Here is a 22,857-nt window from a genome sequence, read left to right as displayed (position 1 = left end):
TATCGAGCAGTACGCCCTTTATAAGCAATTCTACGCCTTCGTCCAAGCTAAAAGTTTGATAATATGAAAAATCATGGCTACGGTGAATCCCAACAAAATAAGGCCAGAGCAGGATTGTTTCCAAAATGAGCCCCGATTTCCTTCGCCCCGTTCGCCCTATGATCGCGGGAATCGTTAGTGTTTTTGCCGTTGCAGCAGCCCATGCAGAATCGACCCATGGCATAGCTATGTATGGCGACCCTGCCCTACCACCGGATTTTGTGTCGCTACCCTATGTCAACGCTGATGCACCCAAAGGCGGCAAAGTCGTATTTGGAAATACCGGCGGCTATAACAGCCTTAACCCGTTTGTGCAAAAAGGCACGTCACCCTGGCAGTTGCGATTTTGGACCCATGAAAGCCTGATGGGGCGTTCCTGGGACGAACCTTTCACTCTTTACGGGTTGTTAGCCGAATCAGTTGAGACGGCTCCAGACCGATCCTGGGTCGAATTTACCCTGCGAGAGAATGCCCGATTCTCGGATGGGTCACCAGTCACTGTCGAGGATGTCATATGGTCATATGAGACTTTGGGAACCGAAGGGCATCTGAGATATCGCGGCCTTTGGGGAAAGATCGACAGTATCGAACAAACCGGACCGCGTTCCGTCCGCATCACGTTTAACGACCCCGACCGCGAGCTTGCGTTGATCGCCGGGATGCGCCCGATCCTTCAGAAGGCACAGTGGGAGGGTAAAGACTTTGCCGACGCGCCGCTGCAAGACATCCCCTTGGGGTCTGGACCATATGTCATCGACGGGTACGAAGCCGGACGGTATGTGAACCTGCGTCGCAATCCGGATTACTGGGGCGCTGACATTCCGTTTCGGCGCGGCACCATGAATCTGGATGAGATGCGGATCGAGTTCTACGGGGATGGCACAGTCGCATTCGAGGCCTTCAAAGCAGGCGAGCTCTCAGCCGTGCGCGAGTTTAACGCCGATAAGTGGAACAACCAGTATGACTTCCCCGCGGTACAGCGCGGCGATGTGCTGAAAACCGAAATCCCGCATCGCAAGCCTTCGGGCATGACCGGATTTGTCATGAATACGCGCAAGCCACCCTTCGATGATTGGCGCGTGCGCGAGGCTCTGACTCTGGCTTTCAATTTCGAATTCATCAACGACACCGTCACCGGAAGCGCGCAACCGCGGATAACCTCGTATTTCTCGGGCTCGGATCTGGCGATGCAACCCGGTACTGCCACCGGTCAGGTGGCTGAACTGCTGCAGCCGTACGCCGATACACTGTTGCCCGGTACGCTGGAAGGTTACGAGCTGCCGGTAGGTGACGGTTCGGAACGCAACAGGGCCAACCTGCGCAAGGCAACCAAGCTTCTGCAAGAGGCTGGCTGGACAGTTCAGGATGGCGTGTTGCGAAACGCAGATGGCGAAGCGTTCATCGTTGACATGGTCATCAGCCAGGGCAGCCTCAACGTTGTCCAGAATGTCGGAACGATCGCCGAAATCTATGCGCGTACGCTTGAACGGCTTGGCATCGAGCTTACAGTCGAAAAAATCGACGACGCACAATACACCTCTCGGATGGATGCGCATGATTTTGACATGACCCCATTTCGCCGGGCTCTTTCCCTGTCGCCGGGTAACGAACAACGCCTGTATTGGGGCAGTGAAAATGCTGACACGGCAGGAACACGTAACCTGATGGGGGTTCAGTCGCCAGCAGTGGACGGTTTGATCGATACGATGCTGGCCTCTGAAAGCCACGAAGATTTCGTGTCTGCGACCCGCGCGCTGGATCGCGTTCTAACCGCTGGCCGGTATGTCATCCCGATCTGGAGCTTTGACGTCGGCCGGATTGCACATGCGCGTGAGCTGAAACAGCCGGAAACCCTGCCCATATACGGTGACGGGCCGGAATACATGCCGCAGGTCTGGTGGTACGAGGAATAGCAGCGCCTCAAAAGAGGCGGCCCCGTCCTTTCCTAATTGCTAACTGTCCGTGCCAATCTCGTTCCAGAGGATCGCAACCGCTGCAGATGTGATGCAATAAGACCCGTTCGGCGTTTGCTGTGTGGGTCTCATACCCTTCGGCGGATTCTGGCACAGACCCGCAGTACCACGACATGCAGGTAAAGGCTGTGGGCATTCCGCTATAAATTGATGCGATCCCTAGTTTCAGACAAATTTGAAAAATTTCAACAAGGGGCTTTACGTAACGGGTTCGAAAGATATAGCCTGCGACTAGTACAAATGTATCCAATTTGAATTACGCCAAACATTACCGACACATAGCTGTGTTACAACATCAGGAACAGTATTTTCGGACCAGCCTCCACTCACTCAAAACTATTTGGTCCGTAGGCCCGTCTCAGATTTCCTGTGGCGGGCCTAACTGATTTAAACTTCGCACGCTCAAGGTGCGACATTTTGCCATAGCCCTACCTGCAAACACCATTCGTACCCTGAATTCAGGGCCGAGCAGATCTGTAGCCAGACAAACAGAAAGCCCAATTGATGTTTAAGTGGAACGATCTGACGCAAGATTGGAATGAAATGTACGCCCGTGCAAAACGGCGGTTTCCCAATTTGCGCGACCGAGACATGGATGCGGTCGGGCGCGACCGTGCGCAATTCGAGGCTTATCTGGCCGAACGCCATCATCTGACGGTGAACGAGGCACATGAAGAGCTTGAGGATTTCCTGTTCACCGAAGCGCTAACCCGTGAAGTCACCAAACATCTAGGTAAGTGACGTCACCCACAGGATCATCGCGTCTTCTTCACTGACCGAAACGACATTATGCCCCATGCTGCCGTCGTAATAGGCGCTGTCACCGCGGCGCATTTCGACGGGTTCGTAGAACTCGGTATACAGGCGAACGACACCCGTCAGCACGTACAGGAATTCTTCGCCATCGTGGCGGACCCACCCGTCAAACTCATCCATCGACCGGGCACGTACACGGGCGCGATAGGGCAGCATCTGCTTTTTAGTAAGCGTCTCAGCCAGCAGTTCGTGCTCGTATGTTGTGGTTGCGTGGCTGGTACCTTGTCCCATCCGGGTCACGGCCATACGCCCGATCACCTGCTCGCGCTGTGGCGGCGTGAACAGCTGCGGAACAGAGATTTCCAGCCCGATCGCCAGTTTCTTCAGCGCATCATATGTAGGCGACATCTGCCCGTTTTCTATTTTGCTGAGCGTTGAACGCGCCAATCCCGCCTGATTGGCCGCTTGTTCCAAAGTCCAGTTACGCGCCTTGCGCAATTCACGCACACGGACGCCAAGGTCCAGCGGTTCGACCTCTGTATGCTCGCCCGAGTTTCGGGCAATTCGGATCAGAGATGTCTGCTCTTTGGTTCTCATGCGCCACTCTATAGGGCCAGCCTGTCCCGCTTGCAACGCAGCAGTTGCCGCGTTAGCCAGACGCCATGCTTTCCCTGTTCGATCAAGGCCCGCCCAAGGCCTGCCCCACCCCCTTCAATCTGGCCGCGCATGTGTTGCGTCAAGCAGATCGCAATGGCGACAAGATTGCCTTGTCGGTACTTGGCGCAACGTCGGCACAGAACTGGAGCTTTTCTGCGTTGAAACGCGCGATCCTTGCAACCGGTACAGGTCTGCTGCGGGCCGGTTTGAAACCGGGCGATCTGGTCTTGATGCGTTTGGGGAACACGGTTGATTTCCCAATAACCTATCTGGGTGCAATCGCGGTCGGCATTGTACCCGTGCCGACATCGTCACAGCTGACGCAGCCAGAAACGGCAAAGATCATCCAAGATCTGAACCCCGCCGCCATACTGCGCGGTCCCGATATCGCCTGCGCGGATCACCCGAACCAGATATCTTTGAGCCAACTGCGCGAGATGCGCGATCTACCTCTGGCCGAGTTTCGGATGGGCGACCCCGAAGACATGGCTTATGTGGTCTATACGTCTGGCACCTCGGGCAAGCCACGGGCCGTTGCACATGCCCATCGTGCAATTTGGGCGCGGCAGATGATGGTGGATGCGTGGTACGGCCTGCAGGAAACGGATCGATTGTGCCATGCAGGTGCGTTCAACTGGACCTATACGTTGGGGACAGGACTGATGGATCCCTGGACTATTGGCGCGACAGCGTTGATACCGGAACCTGGCATCGATCTGTCGACCCTACCCGATATGCTGCGCAATCACCGTGCCACGATATTTGCTGCAGCTCCTGGCGTGTTTCGGAAAATTTTGAACGAAGCAAACGATCTGCACCTTCCCGATCTGAGGCACGGTCTTTGCGCTGGTGAAAAACTCTCACGGCATCTGCACCAGAAATGGACACGGATCACCGGGCGCGAGTTGTATGAAGCTTTTGGAATGTCCGAATGCTCGACCTTCATCTCTTCAAGCCCAGCCTATCCGGCACGTGGCGATGCACTGGGGCAACCACAACCCGGGCGACGTGTGGCAATTCTGGGTCCAGACGGGCCGGTTCCACAGGGGAAAGAAGGGACCATCGCCATCCACCGATCAGACCCCGGCCTAATGCTGACCTATCTCAACGCGCCGGACGAAGCGCTGGCCAGGATGCAGGGCGAGTGGTTTCTGACCGGCGATCAGGGTGCAATGGCAGTTGATGGTCAGATCACCTATCTTGGCCGAGACGATGATATGATGAATGCAGGCGGCTACCGGGTCTCACCGATCGAGGTCGAGGCCACATTGTCCCGATATCCCGGCATCTCGCAGGTCGGCGCGGCCGCCGTTGAGGTCAAGCAGGACAGTTTTGTCATAGTGGCATTCTATACCGGGCCGGAAAAGCTGGACGAGGACGCCCTGCGCGCCTATGTCGAGACAAATCTGGCGCGCTATAAGCAACCGCGCGCCTTTATCCATCTGCCTCAGCTGCCAACAGGCGGCAATGGCAAACTTTTGCGCCGGGCGCTGCCGGCCTATTTCAAGGCGACCAATACATGACCCAGACCGTCAAGCTCGACATCATGTCTGACCCGATCTGCCCCTGGTGCTATATTGGCAAGACTCATCTGGACAAAGCGTTGGCTGCAACTCCGGATCATCCATTCATCATTGAATGGCACCCCTTTCAGCTGAACCCCGATATGCCGGTCGAAGGCATGGATCGGCGCGAATACTTGGAGCGCAAATTCGGCGGAAAAGACGGAGCCATCCGTGCGTATGCCCCGGTGGTCGAGCATGCCGAAAATGCAGGGTTGGGCATCGACTTTGAGGGGATGAAGCGCACCCCGAACACGCTGGATGCTCATCGGCTGATCCACTGGGCCGGAATCGAAAACAAGCAGAACGCTATAGTTGATGCCCTGTTTCAGGCCTATTTTGTACAGAGTCGCGATATCGGCGACCACGAGGTTCTGGCGGATATTGCCGACAGTCAGGGGATGGACGCTGCCGTCGTCATGAAGCTGCTGAAATCCGACGCCGACCGCTCCGACATCAGCAACCGTGACGCGCATTCCCGGCAGATGGGTGTGACGTCGGTACCGACTTTTATCGTTGCCAACCAACATGCTGTCCCCGGCGCGCAACCACCGGAAATGTGGGAACGCGTGATCGGTGAAATCATGTCTCAAATCGAGGCTTCCCCTGCAAAATAGCACAGCCTCCTGTGCATTCTGATCACTGGCCGTGCCCAATCCGCTGTGATAGCGCGAACGGGTCAGGAGAGCCCCATGAGTAATCGCATGCCGCGCGGAGAATTTGTCGCTTTGATCGCAATGATGTTTGCGACAATCGCGTTTTCTATCGACTCGATGCTGCCCGCCCTGCCGCAGATCAGCGCGCAACTCAGCCCAGGTGATGCAAACAAGGCGCAGTTGATCCTGACCTCATTTGTGCTGGGCATGGGGATCGGCACCTTTTTCACCGGCCCTCTGTCGGATGCATTCGGGCGCAAGCCGGTAATTTACGTCGGCTCTGCGCTGTATATCCTGTCTGCCGCAGTTGCCTGGGCCACCTCCTCGCTTGAGATGCTGTTGATTGCGCGCATCTTTCAAGGCATTGGCAGCGCGGCCCCACGCGTGGTGGCCATGGCCATTATCCGTGACCTTTATTCCGGCCGCGAGATGGCCCGCATCGTCTCGATTGCCATGATGATCTTTACGCTGGTTCCCGCCATCGCGCCCATGATGGGTGCCGGGGTGATCGCTCTGGCCGGGTGGCGTGGCATCTTCGCTTCGTTCATGTTGTTCTCTTTGATCACCATCACTTGGATGGGCCTGCGTCTGAGCGAACCTCTGGCACCCGAAAATCGCCGTCCCCTGCGCCTGCCGCTTATGATTGATGCCGCGCGGCAGATGTTTACACACCCGACTGTGCGGGTTTCGATCATGGTGCAAACGCTTTGCCTTGGGATGCTGTTCACCATGCTGACGATGGTACAACCTGTTTATGACATCATCTACGACAGAGCAGACAGTTTCCCATTCTGGTTTGGTTTCGTTGCTCTGATGGCTGGCTCGGCCAGTTTATTGAACGCGACTTTGGTCATCCGATTGGGGATGCGCCGGATTGTAACCTGGACTTTGGGCGCACAGATCGTCTTTACATGTTTTGTCATGTTAATGAATGGTCTGGACCTTTCTGATGGCGCCTCATTTGCGCTTTTCGTCAGTTGGCAGACTGCCGTGTTCTTCATGGCCGGTATGACGATGGGCAACCTGAATGCCATCGCGATGGAGCCGATGGGCCATATTGCGGGCATGGCAGCGTCAGTCATAGGCGCGGTATCAACCGTTCTGGCCGCTGCAGTGGCAGCCCCCTTGGGACAGTTGTTTGACGGATCGATCCTTCCCTTGGCAATAGGTGTCCTGACTATGTGCACGATGGGGTTCGGCCTGATGCTGTATATGGGCCGGATAGAAGACAGATTGCCCGCCTGATCTGTGCAGAGCGCGTGAAACACGTTATCCTCCCCTTGTTTCGAGGGGAGATTTTCAATGAGCGAGTACTACGATCTGGGCACCCATTCCTGTCCGGTAAGCACCTCTTCGCCCGATGCGCAACTGTGGTTCGACCGGGGGCTGGTCTGGACCTATGGCTATAGCCACGAAGAGGCCGTCGTCTGTTTTCAGCGCGCGCTAGAGCATGACCCGAACTGCGCCATGGCCCATTGGGGCGTCGCCTATGCGGCGGGGCCGAATTACAACATGCCCTGGGACCTGCACGATGACGCGGGCCGGCAAAAGGCGCTGGCGCTGGCCTATGATGCGACGCAGCTGGCCATGTCTCTTGCGGGCGAATGTACGCCGGTTGAACAAGCGCTGATCCGCGCGCTTCCCGCCCGCTATCCCCAGCGCGAAGCCATTGACGACATGCACAACTGGGATCACGATTTTGCCGATGCCATGCGCGCAGCGTTTGCATCGCAGCCCGCTCATCTGGACCTGCGCACGATCTATGTCGAAGCGCTTTTGAATCTCACCCCCTGGCAAATGTGGGATTTGACGACCGGCCAGCCCGCCGAAGGGGCCGCCACGGTCGAGGCGCAAAAAACGCTGGAGGAGGCGATGGCTGATGATCCAGCAGCGATGTCTCATCCCGGGTTACTGCATCTTTATGTCCACCTGATGGAGATGTCTCCGACCCCGGAAAAAGCGCTGAAAGCGGGGGATGTTCTGCGGACGCTGGTTCCCGATGCGGGCCATTTGGTGCATATGCCCACCCATATCGATGTGCTGTGCGGCCACTATCAGAACGTCGTCCACTGGAACCAAAAAGCCGTTGAGGCCGACCTGAAATATTACGAACGCGAAGGCGCGTTCAACATCTACACCGGCTACCGCCAGCACAATTATCATTTTGTCATATATGGCGCCCTATTTCTGGGACAGATGGAACCGGCTCTGCGGGCCAATCAGGGATTGTGGGACACCACACCCGAAGACATGCTGCGCATAGAAAGCCCCCCCATGGCGGATTTCTTCGAAAGTTACATGTCAATGGGGCCGCATATCCTCATCCGGTTTGGCCGTTGGGAAGAGGCAATGGCGCTTGAGCTGCCCTCGGACCCCGATCTGTACTGCACTCTCACGGCAACCACGCATTATGCCCGGGCCATTGCTTTTGCCGCCACTGGGCAGGTCAGCGAAGCCGAAGCCGAAGAGCAGTTGTTCCTCGCTGCCAAGGCCCGCGTGCCAGAAACGCGATTGCTGCACAATAACAGCGTGATCGACCTGCTGGACATTGCCCGCGAAATGCTGCGTGGCGAAATCGAGTATCGCATGGAAAACTACGATGCGGCCTACGCCCATCTGCGCCGCTCGGTCGAACTGGACGACACCTTGCCCTATGACGAGCCATGGGGATGGATGCAGCCCACTCGTCACGCGTTGGGTGCATTGCTGTTCGAACAAGGGCATACCGCCGAAGCCGAGGCCATATACCGCGAGGATTTGGGGTTGGGCGGTACGCTCAGCCGTGCCTCTGTCCATCCTGACAATGTCTGGAGCCTCAAGGGCCTGCATGACTGCCTGAAGGCGCGCGGTGAGACGGTTGAGATCGTGCAGATCAAACAACGGCTCGATCTGGCTCTGGCCCGTGCGGACCGGGCTGTTGGGGCGTCCTGTTTCTGTGCCCAAGCCGCCATGAGGGCCGCCGAATGAGATACGCCCTGCTATTCGCTTTGCTCTGCAGCCCGGCGCTGGCGGATCGACAATCCTTTCCGCCGGTCGACGAAGCTGAGCGGGATTCAACCCTTACCGAATTCCGCAGCGAGCTGCTGAACATGGTAGCGGCGCACGACGTCGACGGCCTGCTGTCCGTTGCCTGCCCGGACATCTACCTGAGCCACGGCGGCGATGGCGGCCCGAACGAGCTGCGCGAATATCTTACCCCAGGCCCTGCCACGTCCGAACAAGATTATGAAAGGGATAAGGACGTTGAAACCTATTGGTCCGATCTGGAAAACACCCTGACACAGCCTGGCTATTTCAACGAAGACGGCGAGTTCTGGATGCCCCACCAATGGCAGCTCACCCTACCCGCTTCGCTGGATCCGGCGTTGGCCTATTTTGTGACCGCTCAGGATGTAACTCTGCGCAACGCACCAAACCGAGGCGCGGCGATACTGGACCTCATCAGCTATGAGGTCGTCATCATCCGCGACTTCTCCCCCATCGCGCAGTACCAGAGGGTTCTGCTGACAGACGGCGGCCAGGGCTATATGCATAGCGATTTCCTGTGGCCCATGACCGGGTTCCGGGCTGCATTGGCGCAATCCGACGCGGGCGACTGGCAGTTGTGCACCTTTGTCAGCGGTGACTAGGCTTTGGCCTTTTTCTTTTCGGCCACAAGTTTTTCCGCCAGATCGCGGGCGATGGCAAAGGCCCCCTTGATCTTGTCGCTGTCCTTCTTCCAATCGCGGCGCACGACGATCTTGTTATCCTTGACCTTGGCCAACCCGCGCTGGTTCTGGATGAACTCGACCAGCCCCTGAGGCGAGGCAAATTTGTCGTTGTGAAACTGGATCGTCGCGCCTTTGGGCCCGCCATCTAGCTTTGCAATCCCCGCCCGTTTGCACATCGCCTTGATGCGCACGACCAGCATCAGGGTGTTGACCTCTTTCGGCAGCGTGCCAAAGCGGTCGATCAATTCAGCGGCGAAGCCTTCCAATTCCACCTTGGTCGACAGCGACGACAAACGGCGATACAGGCCTAGGCGGACATCCAGATCGGGCACATAATCCTCTGGGATCAGGACAGGGACGCCAAGATTGATCTGCGGCGCCCATTGGTCATCTGCATCCGACAGGCCTTCCATCTCACCGGCTTTGATCTTGGCAATCGCCTCTTCCAGCATCGACTGGTAGAGTTCGTAGCCCACATCGCGCATTTGGCCCGACTGTTCCTCTCCCAACAGGTTACCCGCCCCTCGAATATCAAGGTCCTGAGACGCCAACGTGAACCCCGCCCCCAGCGTGTCGAGCGAGCCCAGAACGCGCAGGCGTTTTTCGGCCGTGGCAGTCAGACGGGTGCGCGGTTTTGTGGTCAGATAGGCATAGGCGCGGGTTTTCGACCGCCCGACCCTGCCGCGGATCTGATAGAGCTGCGCCAGCCCGAACATATCGGCCCGGTGCACAACCATCGTATTTGCAGTCGGGATATCCAGCCCGCTTTCCACAATCGTGGTGGCCAGCAAAACATCGTATTTGCCGTCGTAGAACGCATTCATCCGATCGTCGAGTTCCCCCGCGGCCATCTGCCCATGCGCCACCATATAAGTCAGCTCGGGCAGTTGCTCTTTCAGGAATTCCTCAATCTCGGGTAGGTCCGAGATGCGCGGCACGACATAGAAACTCTGCCCGCCACGGTAATGTTCACGCAGCAGGGCTTCGCGGATCGTGACCGCGTCGAACTCACTGACATAGGTGCGGATCGCCAGCCGGTCGATGGGAGGTGTGCCGATGATCGACAGGTCACGCACGCCGGTCAGGGACAGTTGCAGCGTTCGTGGAATCGGCGTCGCGGTCAGGGTCAGGACGTGGATATCGCTACGCAGCTGTTTCAGACGCTCCTTGTGGCCAACACCGAAATGCTGTTCCTCGTCGATGATCAGCAGACCCAGATTGTTGAACCGAATCCCTTTTGCAAGCAAGGCATGGGTGCCGATCACAATATCCACCGTGCCGCGCGCCAACCCGTCACGGGTCTGTTGCGCCTCTTTGGCCGAGATGAAGCGGGACAGCTGCCGCACCTCAAGCGGGAAGCCCCGGAAGCGATCCTTGAAGCTGGCCGCGTGCTGACGCGCCAACAGCGTTGTCGGTGCGATCACCGCCACTTGCACGCCCGACATTGCGGCAACGAAAGCGGCACGCATTGCGACCTCGGTCTTGCCAAAGCCCACGTCGCCACAAATCAGACGATCCATCGGCGCGCCAGAATGCATGTCTTCCATGACCTCACCGATTGCGCGCAGCTGATCGTCAGTTTCCTGATAGGGAAAGCGCGCACTGAACTCCTCCCACGCGTGCGGAGGCGGGTCCATGATCGGGGCCTTGCGCAAGGCCCGTTCGGCAGCGATGCGGATCAGCTTATCCGCCATCTCGCGAATGCGCTCTTTCAGCTTGGCCTTCTTGGCCTGCCACGCGCCGCCGCCCAATCTGTCCAGCAGACCCTCATCATGACCGTATCGCGACAGCAGTTCGATATTTTCGACCGGCAGGTACAGTTTGGATTGTTCTGCGTATTCCAGCAGCAGACATTCATGGGCGGCACCGGCCGCCGTCACGACCTCCATCCCCAGATAGCGCCCGATGCCGTGATCCACATGAACCACCAAATCACCCGGGCTAAGGGATTGGGTTTCGGTCAGGAAATTTTCGGCCTTGCGGCGCTTTTTGGGCTGCCGGATCAGCCGGTCGCCCAACACATCCTGTTCGGCGATCACGGTCAGGTCGGGCGTTTCGAACCCGTGCTCCAGCGCCCAGACGGCCAGATGTAGCCCGCGTTTGCCGATGCGCGTACCGTCGGGCACGGGGATCGCCTCGGCAAGGCCTTCATCCTCGATCAGCCCAGTCAGACGTTCGCGGGCCCCTTCGGAATAAGAGGCAATCAGAACCGGCCCCTTGGCCATTTTGTCGGTGATATGGCTGGCCAGTGCTCCGAACAAGCTGATGCTTTCCTGCTGGCGTTCCGGGGCAAAGTTGCGCCCGATCCGACCACCAGCATCGATCACCCCGGGCCCAAGGGCCTGAGGCAATGCATTGAATTGCAGAACGCGCCTATCGCCGACAGCTTGTTCCCAAGCAGTGTCATCTAGATACAGTAGGCCCGGTGGTGTCGGTTTATACACCGTGTCCATGCGCGACCGGTTCTCCAGTGCGAGCCGCCGCGTTTCGTATTGATCGGCAATGGTTTCCCAACGTGCCAAACGGGCAGGCGTGACCTGATCATCCAGCGAGATTGTGGCACCAGGCAGATAATCAAACAGCGTTTCAAGCTTTTCGTGAAAGAACGGCAACCAATGCTCGATGCCTTGATGCTTGCGGCCTGCGCTGACGGCCTCGTACAGGGGATCATCGGTGCCCGCCGCACCAAACTCGATGCGATAATTCTGCCGAAACCGGGTGATGGCGGCGTCATCTAGAATGACCTCGGACACTGGCGCCAGCTCCACAACAGCCAGCTTTTCGGTCGTACGTTGCGACACCGGATCAAACCGACGTGCTCCATCCAGAACATCCCCGAACAGGTCCAGCCGCACCGGCCCGGATTCGCCGGGCGGGAAAATGTCGATGATGCCCCCTCGAACGGCATAGTCGCCGGGCTCCATCACCGTGGGGCTTTGCGTGAAGCCCATGCGCACAAGGAAATTCCGCAACGCGGTTTCATCAATGCGGTGATCGACACGGGCGGTAAACGCCGCCTCTCGCAGCACTGCACGGGCGGGCACGCGTTGGGTTGCGGCGTTCAGAGTTGTCAACAGCACGTATTGCTGCGGCATCTGGTGCACAAGTGCGGCAAGGGTGGCCACACGCGCTGCCGAGATATCCGCATTGGGCGATACCCGATCATATGGCAGACAATCCCAACCTGGGAACACAAATACCGGCATGTCAGGCGCAAAAAAGGCAAGCGCCGCGCGCATCGCCTCAAGCCGTTTGTCATCACGCGCGACATGGCACACCGGCCCGCCAGAGCGCGCCAGCTCATTCAGGACAAGCTGCGCGTCAAACCCTTCGGGGGCGCCGCCAACGATTACTTGGTTCGGACCCGTCATCGCCAAGCCTTTCTGATTTTACCAACCCGGGACGCCGATGGAAAAATTCTGGTACATGCCCCAAAGCGAAGTGATCAAGATCGAAATCATACCAACTATCTGGGTATAGATCCGGCAGCGCGTAAGAATCTTGGAAATATACTCCAGACTGGGTGTTTCCCTGCGCAGTTTCCGCGCGGCTGATACATTGATCAGCACGACAAGACAAATCGGAAACAGCAACAAAAACACGGCCTGCGCGAATTCGACACCGTAATAGAACCCCAAAGTGGCGAGACCCGTGAACAAAAAACAACTAAACGCTAATATCGCGAGGCCGGATACATCCAATATATAGAGCAATCGGTTTCCGTTAATGCGGACGATATCCATCAAATCCTGTTCCGATTGCCCGCCTACCCGTCTTGCGCGCACAACAAGGTCATACGGCACGCCCATGGCCCAGTGGCTGGCCGATGACCACAACACCGCAAGCCCGATCCAATACCAGAGATTCGAAAAGCTGCGCATGTCGATGAGTTCAAAAATCGAAGAGTATAAGTCCACGCGTCAGCCCTTAATTTCCGTCTTCAGGGACCTTCTTCGCAAAGACGCGTCCATCGTTACCCTTGAGACTACACGGAATTCATGCCACCCAATGCTGGAATTTACAAGGAGAGCGCGTCATGAAACCGACCATTGCCCCCTATCCTCTGGCCCGTTTTCGTCGAACACGCCAATCACAGGCGGTGCGGGGGCTGGTCCGCGAGAATACACTGACCACCGATGATCTGATCTGGCCGGTTTTCGTCCGAGACGGCGAAGGTATTGAAGAGCCTGTCCCCTCGATGCCTGGTGTCATGCGCCGCTCGGTCGATCTGATCGCACAGGCTGCGGTCGAAGCGCAGGCCCTGGGTATCCCGGCAATCTGCATCTTTCCCTACACCGACGCCTCCCTAAAGACCGAAGATTGCGCCGAAGCGTGGAACCCCGATAACCTGTCCAACCGAGCCATTCGCGCCATCAAGAAAGCCGCACCTAATATCGCGGTGATGACGGACGTGGCGCTGGACCCATACAATATCAACGGCCATGACGGATATGTGGTCGATGGTGAGATCATAAACGATCAAACGATCGAGGCGCTGGTAAAGATGACGCTGGCGCAAGCAGATGCGGGCGCCGACATCATCGGACCGTCAGATATGATGGATGGCCGGATCGGTGAAATGCGGCGCGCCCTGGAAGGCGCAGACCATCACAACGTGATGATCCTCAGCTATGCGGCCAAATATGCGAGTGCGTTCTACGGACCGTTCCGAGATGCAGTGGGCGCCTCGGGCGCGCTGACCGGGGACAAGAAGACCTATCAGATGGACCCCGGAAACTCGGACGAGGCGCTGCGCATGATCGAGCGTGACCTGACCGAAGGCGCAGACATGGTCATGATCAAACCCGGCATGCCCTATTTGGACATCTGCCGCCGGGTCAAGGACACGTTTGGCGCGCCGACCTATGCCTATCAGGTCTCGGGTGAATACGCGATGATACAGGCCGCGGCGCAGAATGGCTGGATCGACGGAGAGAAGGTCATGCTCGAAAGTCTGCTGGCGTTCAAACGCGCGGGCTGCGACGGGATACTGACCTATTTCGCGCCTCAGGCCGCCCGGATCCTGCAGGGCTAATCCCCCGCGTTTCCGCGATTTTTCGCCGACTATCTTTGGTCACTGGGCAGCTTTCCCGTGACACGAGGCGACAATCGGCGTATTCTTGCGGACAAGATCGGGAGCACCCGACAATCAGGCATTTATACAGAGATAAAAAACATGAGCAGTTCCAAACCTACTCGATTAAGCCGTCGTGGCTTTGCTTTTGGCATGGCCGGTCTGTCAGTGACCGCCGCTTGCGGCAATGGCGTCGGCAGTTCCAACGCAGCGACGATTGACGCCCGTGTGGATGCGACATTGAACCAGATGTACGCCACCTACCCCAACACGCTCGAAATCGCGAACAAGGCCAACGGCATGCTGGTCATGCCTCTGATAACCGATGCCGGACTAATCGTCTTTGGCGGTGCCTACGGCACAGGCGCGCTACGCATTCAGGGCGCGACAGTTGATTACTATTCCGCAATTTCGGGAACCGCCGGCCTGCAAATCGGTGCCCAGCAATATGCGCATGTCCTGTTCTTCATGACACAGGACGCGTTGAACGATTTCCGCCGTTCCAGCGGATGGACCGCCGGGGCCGAAGTCGGCTACGTGGTCGATGCGACGGGCGACTCTCTGTCGACCGACACCACCACCCTGCGTTCGCCGGTTCTGGCGGCGGTCTTCGGACAGGCAGGGCTAAAGTTCGGCGCGACGGTCGAAGGCACGAAATACACCCGCATCATTCCCTGATACCGGACTACCCTCCCCCCTCAAGACACCCCGCTTTCGGCATCACGCCCGAAGCGGGGTTTTTCATTCAAACCGCGGTAAACACGCATGTTCTCATGCGGTTCCTCTTTCGATCCGTGCGGCCATCCTCTAGTGTCTGCGCAATCATAGAGTGAACGGAAATGTGACCGCTGATGGGAATTGTCTTTCGCTGGCTTGTGCGTATCGCCTCGGGTCTTGTTCTGCTGACATTGGCGGCTGTGTTGCTGGTGTATTTTCTGGCCAGCCAGTCCCTGCCGGACTACGATCAGACCGTTAAAGTTGATGGCCTGACTGCGCCGGTTGAGGTTGTCAGGGATACAGCGAATGTTCCCCATATTCTGGGCGCATCAGACCCGGATGTCTTCTTTGGGCTTGGCTATGCCCATGCACAGGATCGCCTCTGGCAGATGACTGTTCTGCGCCGGACAGCGCAGGGCCGATTGTCCGAAGTGTTTGGCGCTCGCACTGTTCATATCGACAAGCTGTTGCGGCGGTTTGATCTGTACGGGCTTGCACACCGGTCGGTACAAGCCCAGGACGACTATACCAAAGAGGCCCTGCGCGCTTATGCTGCCGGGGTGAATGCACGACTGGCCGAGATTAACGAAAACGCATTGGGCCGTGGTGCGCCAGAGATGTTTTTGTTCAATGCGCCTGTATCGCCCTGGCAACCGGGCGACAGCCTGGCCGTCATCAAACTCATGAGCCTGCAACTTTCTGGCCATCTTGAGGATGAAGTGCTGCGCGCGCGCACATCGCTTATGCTGGATGACCAGACCCGACTGGCGGATATTCTGCCTGATGTTCCCGGGCCGGGAATCGCCGCTCTGCCCGAATACGCCGCCCTGTTTCCTAACCTGCCCAGATATGCGGCCGGATCGTCGATGCCGGACACGCCCATCTCGCCCTTTCCAAAGCGCGGATTGGCCGGAGCATCGAACGCATGGTCTGCCGCCCCCACAAGATCTGCCAGCGGAGGGACGCTTCTGGCCAATGATCCGCATTTGGGTTTCACAGCGCCGGGCATCTGGTATCTGGCCCGTCTGGAACTGGCCAAAGGCGGCGTGATCGGTGCCACGATCCCCGGCATCCCGGCGGTGATGACCGGACGCAGTGATCGGCTGGGCTGGGGTTTGACCTCATCCTATCTGGATGATCAGGACATCCATATCGAGCAGTTGAACCCAGAAAACCCCGAGGAATACCTGACCCCCGAAGGATACAAGACCTTTCGCAGCCGCCCTTCGATCATCGAGATCAAAGACGAAGCCCCAATCACTCTGACCCTGCGTTGGACCGAGAACGGACCGGTTCTGCCGGGCACCCATTACGATCTTGGGACGATCACGCCGCCGGGTCATGTCGCTTCGCTGTCCTGGACAGCCCTGAGCGCACGGGACACTTCCATGTCAGCCTCAATGGCGCTGATGAATGCGGACACTGTCCGACAAGCAATCACCGCAGCCGAGCTGTTCATGGCGCCATCTCAGAACCTGTCATTGGTCGACAAGGACACGATCGGCATGAAGCTGATCGGTGCAATGCCGCACCGTGCCGCAAAGAACCAAAGCCGGGGGCGTATTCCGACGCCTGGCTGGCTGGCCGAAAACCGGTGGCAAGGCCGCCTGCCCTATGCTGACAACCCCGAATTCGTCGCACCTGCGGGCGGCATTCTGGGCAACACAAACAACAAGATCATCGACCGGCCATTTCCCGAACATGTCTCATTTGAATGGGGGGATACGCAGCGCATCCATCGCTGGGAACGGCTGATGCAATCGCGCGAGGTACACACGCGCGACAGCTTTATCGAGGCACAGCTGGACACGGTCAGCTTTACCGCGCGCTCTCTGCTTCCGCTGATCGGGGCTGATCTGTGGTACACCGGCGCCTCTGCCCCCGAAGGCACCCAGGAACGCCAGCGCCAGATCGCGCTGAACCTTTTGGCCGAGTGGAATGGCGAGATGAATGAACACCTGCCAGAACCCCTGATCTATGCTGCTTGGGTTCGGGCGCTGCAAATCCGGTTGATCGCAGATGAGCTTGGCCCCCTGGCGGCTGAATACAAACATGTCGAACCACTGTTCATCGAACGTGTCTATCGCGACATCGACGGAGCTTCGGCCTGGTGTAATGTGCGTCAGAGCGCGCCGACAGAGACCTGCACCGATATGGCGCGTATGGCACTGGACGATGCGCTGATCTGGATTTCCGAAAAATACGGAGGATCACTGGAATCTCTACGCTGGGGTGACGCGCATCAGGCGACGCATGACCACCCGGTTCTGGGATCGGTTCCGGTGCTGCGATTCTTTGTGAATATCCGACAGTCCACCAGTGGTGGCGACAACACCCTGCTGCGTGGCAGAACATCTGGCGAAGGCCCTGATCCGTTTCAGAACGTGCACGGTGCAGGCTATCGCGGCGTATATGATTTTGCGGATCCCGACAGCTCGGTCTTTATTACGGCTACGGGCCAGTCAGGTCACTTCCTGTCACGCTACTATGACGATCAGGCCCAGCTTTGGCGTCGGGGTGAATACATCCCGATGTCCCTGGACCTTGACCTGGCACATGCAGCCGCCGTCGGAGTGACCACCCTTATCCCCCGCTAAGGTCTGTGCTTCGGCAAGACCTCGCCCGTTTATTTTCCATCGCGTGGACGCTGAATGGCGTTTGGCATACGATCCATAGGCCTAGGATTTGTGTGCGGGGGACCAAATGGCCAGTATCCGGGATAAGCTGAACAATCTCGCGCGAGATTATGCGATCGCCTGGAGCTCGGGCGACCCCGAGGCCGTTGCCAGTTTCTATGCGCCCGACGGACAGATCACGATCAACCGTGGAGAACCGATCATTGGCCGCGCTGCAGTGGCGGAAATGGCGCGCGGGTTTTACACTGATTTCCCCGATCTTGAGGTCCGCTGCGACATGTTTCGCTGGGCGGGAAGCCACGCAATATTTGTCTGGACCCTTGAAGGGCACCATTCCAAAACCGGCAATCACGTCGTGACGCGGGGCTGGGAAGAATGGGAAATGACCGACACCAACCAGGTCCAGAACTCTTTGGGTTGGTTCGATGCCGAGGATTTTCAGCGCCAGATTGACGGCTGATCACGGACCACTTTGTTCGATGGGTATAGGAAAGTTCTTCCCCAGTCAGGGTTCAAAGCGCTGCGTATTGCGAAGCTTGTTTCTCTGTCCACAGCACGTCGATCACAAAGCCATCTTCGGTCTGCTTTTCGGACCGCACGACCTCCTGGCGGAACAACCACGCGCGCTTGTTGCCTTCGGCAAATCCCAGTTCCAGCGTTGCCTCAGAACGTACGCCCTGTAGCGTGACGGCAATTTCCGCCAAAAGCGGGGCGATCCCTTCGCCGGTGACGGCTGAAATCGCGAAAATCCCCTGATCCCGCTCTGCCCGCGCCGTCGCTGCTTCGCGCTCATCCGGGGACAGCAGGTCGATCTTGTTCCAGACCTCAATCCGGGGCCGCGTATCGTCAATACCCAGTGAAGTCAGGATAGTTTCGACATCCTTCGCCTGCGCCTCAGATTCATCGTGGCTGATATCGCGTACGTGAACCACGATATCAGCGCCCAACACTTCCTCCAGCGTGGCCCGGAATGAGGCGACCAACTCGGTGGGCAGGTTCGAAATGAACCCCACCGTGTCCGACAGGATCACTTCGGGACCGTCAGGCAGTTCGACCCGGCGCATGGTGGGGTCCAAGGTGGCAAACAACATGTCCTTGGCCATGACATCGGCCCCGGTCAGGCGGTTGAACAGGGTTGATTTGCCCGCGTTGGTATAACCTACCAACGCCACAATCGGATATGGCACCTTGGCCCGCGCGGCGCGATGCAGCGTGCGGGTCTTGACCACCTTCTGCAACTGACGACGCAAGCGCACCAGTTGTTCATCAATGGCCCGGCGGTCCGCTTCGATCTGGGTCTCACCCGGGCCACCCACAAAGCCCAATCCGCCCCGCTGCCGTTCCAGGTGGGTCCAGGCACGCACCAGCCGGGTCCGCTGGTAACTCAGCGCGGCCATTTCCACCTGCAATACGCCCTCACGGGTGCGCGCGCGGTCGCTGAATATTTCGAGGATCAGCCCGGTCCGGTCGAGGATCTTGACCTTCCACGCCTTTTCAAGATTGCGTTGCTGAACGGGCGTAACCGATCCGTCGATCAAAACCAGCTCGACTTCGTTCTCGTGCAACCGTTCGGCCAGTTCCTCGATCTTGCCGCTACCGAACAGAAAACCGGCCTGCGCCCGAGGTAAGCGCACAACTTCGGATCCGATCACATCAAGGTCGGGCAATGCAGCGGCCAGCGCCACCGCTTCTGCCAGCGCCGGTCCTGGAACGCGGCGCTGTTCATCTGATTTGATTTCCGGATGCAGCACCCACGCTCGGGTGCGCACCCTTTCATGTTCCATCAAGAGGCGTCTTCGCCCTCATACAGGCTGATCGGCTGCGATGGCATGATGGTCGAAATCGCGTGTTTGTAGACCAGCTGCGACTGTCCGTCGCGGCGCAACAATACGCAGAAGTTGTCGAACCAGGTGATCACACCCTGCAATTTCACACCGTTGATCAGGAAAATTGTGACCGGGACTTTTGCTTTCCGTACATTATTCAGGAACGCGTCCTGCAGATTCTGTCTGTCCGAAGCCATATTCTTATAATCTCGCCATTGTTCTTGCTACGCGCTGCGGACCAACGCGCTCCCTCCGGCGGAGTATGGAGTGTCGTTAACTGATATTCCAGATGAAAAATCAGTCACTAGCATGGTTATTGTTTCTTAACCCCTCAATAGAGCGGGTGTGATCAAGGCAATAATCGCCAGCGTTTCCAATCTGCCGATCACCATAGCGGCACACATGGTCAGCTTGGCACCGCCCGAAAGGTCGATCAATCGGATAGGAACATCGGTTGCCAATTCGATCAACGGCCCTGTCGTGCTCAGCGCGGCAACGCTAAGCACCATAGCGTGTTCGAACCCCGTACCCATGGCAGCAAGCAACACATTGAACACAGCAGCTGTCAGGGCAAACATCATGAAAAATATCCAAGCGATAAAGGCCCCATCGCTTTGGATGCGACGGTTTCCGCCACCTACTCCGCTGACTGAAGACGGGTAAATCAAACGGTCAATTTCGCGCGCGCCGTTAAGGTACAGAGCGAAAACCCGCAACAGCTTTACCCCGCCCGCCGTTGTTGCAACTCCACCGCCGATCAGCGCAAGCCCCATCAGGATCAATCCCGGGGTGCCCAGACCGGAAATTTGCTGGGCATCATCCCAGTTTGCACTTTCGAACCCTGCGGTTGTCAGAAATGACAAGACCGTAAAAATCATGCCCCAAATTACGCTCAACGCCTGAAGAGGCTCCATCTGGCCGCCAATTTCGCTGACGCCGGCAAGAACCCTGAAGAAAAGCAGCGCCGCTACGCCTGCAACGATCATGAGCCCGATCCGGAACTCGGGGTCCTTATCCAGCCGCGAATATCCGGAGGTAGCTGTGTCCGAGGAAAAGGTAAGACGCGACAAAGCGAAGAACAGGAACAGAAACAGGATGGCCTCACCGGTTACCCCGGCCTGCGCTCCCTCAAGCCCACCAACCGGTGAGATACCCGATGTGGCCATGGTTGACATCGCATGACAGATGGCGGTCAGACCCTGCTCTCCTGCGATCACGAGCAACAGCCAAATGACAGCGGTCAGCCCGACATAAACCGGCGTCAAAGTCAGCGTGACACGGATTAGACGCCCGCGAGGGTCTACCATCTCGCTTTGCGCCACGCCTGAAACCGGGCGACCGGGTTGACCGCGGGCTGTCACCTCGAACCCGCCCAGCGACAACGGCGCGAGAATCGCAGCCGCTGAAATCCACATCAAAAGCCCGCCCATCCATCCGACCTGAGCCCGCCAAAGGTGTAACGGCGCCGACAACCGGTCTGGATCTGGAAACAAATCAGCCCCGGTAGTGGTCAATGCGCTGACCATGTCGAAATAGGCGTTCAGAAAGCTCGTATTGCCCAACGCATCATGCAGAGGGATCGCAAGAAACAAGGGCAATACGGTGAAGCAGCCTAACAAGACCGCCAACTGGCCCAATGTCCCTCGACGCGGCATTCTGTTGGATGTTGCCAGCGAGATGATCCCGACCACGAACAACCCCAGCAACCCGGAATAGAAGAACGACCGGGACGTGTCGTGATCATCCAGCACCAGCGCAAATATGGCAGGCATCCACATAGCGGCGGCAAAAATACCCCAGATCAGAAGAAACAGCGGCAATCGCCGTACAAGGCTAACCTGTTTTTTCCGTGCATGCGCCATCAGAAGAAATCGATCGAGACCTGCATCAGCCGTTCCACCTCGGGGACGTCTTTGGCCAAGGCAAAAATCGCCACCACATCCTTTTCTTCAATCCTGAGACTACCGGTGGGGCGCAACATCTCATCGCCCTTACGCACGGCGCCAACCAGCACACCTTCGGGGAAATCAATGTCGCGCAGCCTCTGCCCGGCCATGGGCGAGGTTGAAAGTACTTCGGCCTCGATCACTTCGGCCTCTGCATCTCCGATGGAGTAGACCTGCCGCACGCGTCCGTGCCGAATATGGCGCAGAATCGAACTGACGGTGGTGGCGCGGGGGTTGATATAGGCGTCGATACCCAGCGGCCCCATCAGGGCAACCATGCTGGGATCATTGATCAGTGCAATCGCCAGAGCACAACCTTCGGCCTTGGCACGCACGGCAACCAACATATTTACACGGTCATCATCCGTGACGGCCAACATTGCATCCGCGCGTTCGATGCCAGCTTCGCGCAGCAGCGCCGCGTCCAGACCATCACCGTGAAGGACAATCGTTCGCTCAAGCGCTTCGGCTGCCACTTCCGCACAGTGGCGGTCTCGTTCAATTATCTTGGCACGAACGCGGCTTTCACGTTCTTCCAATGTCCGAGCAACTTCAAGACCGACATTACCACCGCCGACAATCACCACCCGGTCCTGCCGTTTTTGCGCCTTGCCGAAAACCTCCATCGTGCGGTCCACGTCTTTGACATTGCTAAAGACATAGCATTCGTCACCGACAAACAGCTGGTCCTCGGATTCCGGGGCAAACAGCGTACCCTCGCGCCGGACACCCACCACGATAGAGCTGAGCGTCGAAAACAGATCGGTCAGTTGCCGCAATGGCGTGTTCACGATCGGGCAATCCTCGGCGATGCGAATGCCAAGCAACTGCGCTTTGCCATCCATGAACATCTCGGTGTCAAAGGCGGATGGGGCAGACAACCGGCGCATCGCCGCTGCGGCAACCTCGCGCTCGGGGCTGATCACCACATCAATCGGCAGGTGATCGCGGCGATACAGATCTGAATGAATCGCCTCGAGATAGGATTTCGACCGAAGCCGGGCGATTTTGCGCTGAATGGAGAAAACCGAATGTGCCATCTGACAGGTGACCATGTTCACCTCGTCCGAATGGGTGGCAGCAATAATCATATCCGCATCGCGCGCGCCCGCTCGGTTCAGAACATCCGGATAGCTTGCAAATCCCGCAATCCCCTGAACATCCAAGGTTTCGGTCGCCCGTCGCACCAGATCAGGATTGTTGTCAACCACAGTAACGTCGTTCAACTCGCCCGAAAGATGCCGTGCAATCTGCCAGCCAACCTGACCCGCACCGCAAATGATGACCTTCATGCTATTGGCCCTT

The 22,857-nt window shown here is 57.7% G+C and carries 18 protein-coding genes; 11 read left to right on the top strand and 7 right to left on the bottom strand.

Going from position 1 to position 22,857, the window contains the following annotated elements:
• Positions 1–125 precede the first annotated feature (125 nt).
• The gene (locus tag AC2FJV_RS05680; RefSeq protein ID WP_281972021.1) at positions 126–1,952 is read left to right on the top strand and encodes an extracellular solute-binding protein; all 1,827 of its coding nucleotides are present in this window, start codon (positions 126–128) and stop codon (positions 1,950–1,952) included.
• Between the two features lie 564 nt (positions 1,953–2,516).
• Complete coding sequence (locus AC2FJV_RS05675; protein WP_142633552.1) at positions 2,517–2,753, top strand: hypothetical protein; 237 nt, start codon at positions 2,517–2,519, stop codon at positions 2,751–2,753.
• On the opposite strand, the gene AC2FJV_RS05670 is transcribed toward AC2FJV_RS05675, so the two are convergent.
• On the bottom strand, positions 2,742–3,365 hold the full coding sequence (locus AC2FJV_RS05670) for a helix-turn-helix domain-containing protein (protein WP_142633550.1): 624 nt from the start codon (positions 3,363–3,365) through the stop codon (positions 2,742–2,744). The two genes, AC2FJV_RS05675 and AC2FJV_RS05670, sit on opposite strands and share 12 nt — an antisense overlap.
• 65 nt (positions 3,366–3,430) lie before the next feature.
• On the opposite strand from AC2FJV_RS05670, the gene AC2FJV_RS05665 reads away from it, so the two are divergent.
• The 5 genes from AC2FJV_RS05665 to AC2FJV_RS05645 all read left to right on the top strand — a co-directional run bounded on the left by AC2FJV_RS05665 (position 3,431) and on the right by AC2FJV_RS05645 (position 9,272).
• The gene (locus AC2FJV_RS05665; protein ID WP_496712974.1) at positions 3,431–4,948 is read left to right on the top strand and encodes a class I adenylate-forming enzyme family protein; all 1,518 of its coding nucleotides are present in this window, start codon (positions 3,431–3,433) and stop codon (positions 4,946–4,948) included.
• A complete protein-coding gene (locus AC2FJV_RS05660; protein ID WP_496693465.1) occupies positions 4,945–5,604 on the top strand; it encodes a DsbA family oxidoreductase in 660 nt (219 codons plus the stop codon). Before AC2FJV_RS05665 ends, AC2FJV_RS05660 begins: the two co-directional genes overlap by 4 nt.
• Before the next feature lie 75 nt (positions 5,605–5,679).
• Positions 5,680–6,888, top strand: coding sequence for a multidrug effflux MFS transporter (locus AC2FJV_RS05655; protein ID WP_496693464.1), 1,209 nt, complete (start codon positions 5,680–5,682; stop codon positions 6,886–6,888).
• 57 nt (positions 6,889–6,945) lie between these two features.
• Complete coding sequence (locus AC2FJV_RS05650; RefSeq protein WP_496712972.1) at positions 6,946–8,610, top strand: tetratricopeptide repeat protein; 1,665 nt, start codon at positions 6,946–6,948, stop codon at positions 8,608–8,610.
• Positions 8,607–9,272 (top strand): SH3 domain-containing protein, encoded by a 666-nt coding sequence (locus AC2FJV_RS05645; protein WP_496712970.1) that lies wholly within the window; start codon positions 8,607–8,609, stop codon positions 9,270–9,272. Before AC2FJV_RS05650 ends, AC2FJV_RS05645 begins: the two co-directional genes overlap by 4 nt.
• Here the strand turns inward: AC2FJV_RS05645 and mfd are convergent.
• Positions 9,269–12,724, bottom strand: a complete 3,456-nt coding sequence (gene mfd, locus AC2FJV_RS05640) for a transcription-repair coupling factor (RefSeq protein ID WP_496712968.1) — start codon at positions 12,722–12,724, stop codon at positions 9,269–9,271. The two genes, AC2FJV_RS05645 and mfd, sit on opposite strands and share 4 nt — an antisense overlap.
• Positions 12,725–12,742: 18 nt before the next feature.
• Positions 12,743–13,270, bottom strand: coding sequence for a component of SufBCD complex (locus AC2FJV_RS05635; RefSeq protein ID WP_142633539.1), 528 nt, complete (start codon positions 13,268–13,270; stop codon positions 12,743–12,745).
• A gap of 119 nt (positions 13,271–13,389) precedes the next feature.
• Here AC2FJV_RS05635 and hemB point away from each other — a divergent pair, with 119 nt between their 5' ends.
• From hemB to AC2FJV_RS05615, 4 genes are all read left to right on the top strand, one after another.
• Positions 13,390–14,388, top strand: coding sequence for a porphobilinogen synthase (gene hemB / locus AC2FJV_RS05630; RefSeq protein ID WP_496712966.1), 999 nt, complete (start codon positions 13,390–13,392; stop codon positions 14,386–14,388).
• A 141-nt stretch (positions 14,389–14,529) separates the two neighbouring features.
• On the top strand, positions 14,530–15,105 hold the full coding sequence (locus AC2FJV_RS05625) for a lipid-binding SYLF domain-containing protein (protein WP_142633534.1): 576 nt from the start codon (positions 14,530–14,532) through the stop codon (positions 15,103–15,105).
• Positions 15,106–15,278: 173 nt separating this feature from the next.
• Complete coding sequence (locus AC2FJV_RS05620) at positions 15,279–17,741, top strand: penicillin acylase family protein (protein WP_496693460.1); 2,463 nt, start codon at positions 15,279–15,281, stop codon at positions 17,739–17,741.
• 106 nt (positions 17,742–17,847) lie between these two features.
• On the top strand, positions 17,848–18,240 hold the full coding sequence (locus tag AC2FJV_RS05615; RefSeq protein ID WP_496691158.1) for an SgcJ/EcaC family oxidoreductase: 393 nt from the start codon (positions 17,848–17,850) through the stop codon (positions 18,238–18,240).
• Between the two features lie 52 nt (positions 18,241–18,292).
• On the opposite strand, the gene hflX is transcribed toward AC2FJV_RS05615, so the two are convergent.
• From hflX to trkA, 4 genes are all read right to left on the bottom strand, one after another.
• Complete coding sequence (gene hflX, locus AC2FJV_RS05610; protein WP_496688268.1) at positions 18,293–19,564, bottom strand: GTPase HflX; 1,272 nt, start codon at positions 19,562–19,564, stop codon at positions 18,293–18,295.
• Positions 19,564–19,803 (bottom strand): RNA chaperone Hfq, encoded by a 240-nt coding sequence (gene hfq / locus AC2FJV_RS05605; protein WP_010440340.1) that lies wholly within the window; start codon positions 19,801–19,803, stop codon positions 19,564–19,566. Before hfq ends, hflX begins: the two co-directional genes overlap by 1 nt.
• A gap of 126 nt (positions 19,804–19,929) precedes the next feature.
• Positions 19,930–21,468 carry a TrkH family potassium uptake protein gene (locus AC2FJV_RS05600; protein ID WP_496712964.1) on the bottom strand — a complete coding sequence of 513 codons (1,539 nt, stop codon included), beginning with the start codon at positions 21,466–21,468 and terminating at the stop codon, positions 19,930–19,932.
• Positions 21,468–22,844, bottom strand: a complete 1,377-nt coding sequence (gene trkA, locus AC2FJV_RS05595; RefSeq protein ID WP_142633524.1) for a Trk system potassium transporter TrkA — start codon at positions 22,842–22,844, stop codon at positions 21,468–21,470. The genes AC2FJV_RS05600 and trkA overlap by 1 nt, the downstream gene beginning before the upstream one ends.
• Positions 22,845–22,857: the final 13 nt, after the last annotated feature.

The organism is Ruegeria sp. CDSA241, assembly GCF_059611265.1.
Note: the sequence above shows the minus strand (reverse complement) of the source record. Positions and strands in the feature narration are given on the sequence as shown.

Bases quoted from the DNA above. Each gene is read 5' to 3' on its own strand.
- AC2FJV_RS05645 (WP_496712970.1), top strand. From the start codon at position 8,607: ATGAGATACGCCCTGCTATTCGCTTTGCTCTGCAGCCCGGCGCTGGCG.
- AC2FJV_RS05660 (WP_496693465.1), top strand. From the start codon at position 4,945: ATGACCCAGACCGTCAAGCTCGACATCATGTCTGACCCGATCTGCCCC.
- AC2FJV_RS05655 (WP_496693464.1), top strand. From the start codon at position 5,680: ATGAGTAATCGCATGCCGCGCGGAGAATTTGTCGCTTTGATCGCAATG.
- AC2FJV_RS05680 (WP_281972021.1), top strand. From the start codon at position 126: ATGAGCCCCGATTTCCTTCGCCCCGTTCGCCCTATGATCGCGGGAATC.
- AC2FJV_RS05620 (WP_496693460.1), top strand. From the start codon at position 15,279: ATGGGAATTGTCTTTCGCTGGCTTGTGCGTATCGCCTCGGGTCTTGTT.
- AC2FJV_RS05670 (WP_142633550.1), bottom strand. From the start codon at position 3,365: ATGAGAACCAAAGAGCAGACATCTCTGATCCGAATTGCCCGAAACTCG.
- AC2FJV_RS05650 (WP_496712972.1), top strand. From the start codon at position 6,946: ATGAGCGAGTACTACGATCTGGGCACCCATTCCTGTCCGGTAAGCACC.
- AC2FJV_RS05600 (WP_496712964.1), bottom strand. From the start codon at position 21,468: ATGGCGCATGCACGGAAAAAACAGGTTAGCCTTGTACGGCGATTGCCG.
- AC2FJV_RS05625 (WP_142633534.1), top strand. From the start codon at position 14,530: ATGAGCAGTTCCAAACCTACTCGATTAAGCCGTCGTGGCTTTGCTTTT.
- AC2FJV_RS05675 (WP_142633552.1), top strand. From the start codon at position 2,517: ATGTTTAAGTGGAACGATCTGACGCAAGATTGGAATGAAATGTACGCC.
- hemB (WP_496712966.1), top strand. From the start codon at position 13,390: ATGAAACCGACCATTGCCCCCTATCCTCTGGCCCGTTTTCGTCGAACA.
- mfd (WP_496712968.1), bottom strand. From the start codon at position 12,724: ATGACGGGTCCGAACCAAGTAATCGTTGGCGGCGCCCCCGAAGGGTTT.
- AC2FJV_RS05615 (WP_496691158.1), top strand. From the start codon at position 17,848: ATGGCCAGTATCCGGGATAAGCTGAACAATCTCGCGCGAGATTATGCG.
- hflX (WP_496688268.1), bottom strand. From the start codon at position 19,564: ATGGAACATGAAAGGGTGCGCACCCGAGCGTGGGTGCTGCATCCGGAA.
- trkA (WP_142633524.1), bottom strand. From the start codon at position 22,844: ATGAAGGTCATCATTTGCGGTGCGGGTCAGGTTGGCTGGCAGATTGCA.
- AC2FJV_RS05665 (WP_496712974.1), top strand. From the start codon at position 3,431: ATGCTTTCCCTGTTCGATCAAGGCCCGCCCAAGGCCTGCCCCACCCCC.
- hfq (WP_010440340.1), bottom strand. From the start codon at position 19,803: ATGGCTTCGGACAGACAGAATCTGCAGGACGCGTTCCTGAATAATGTA.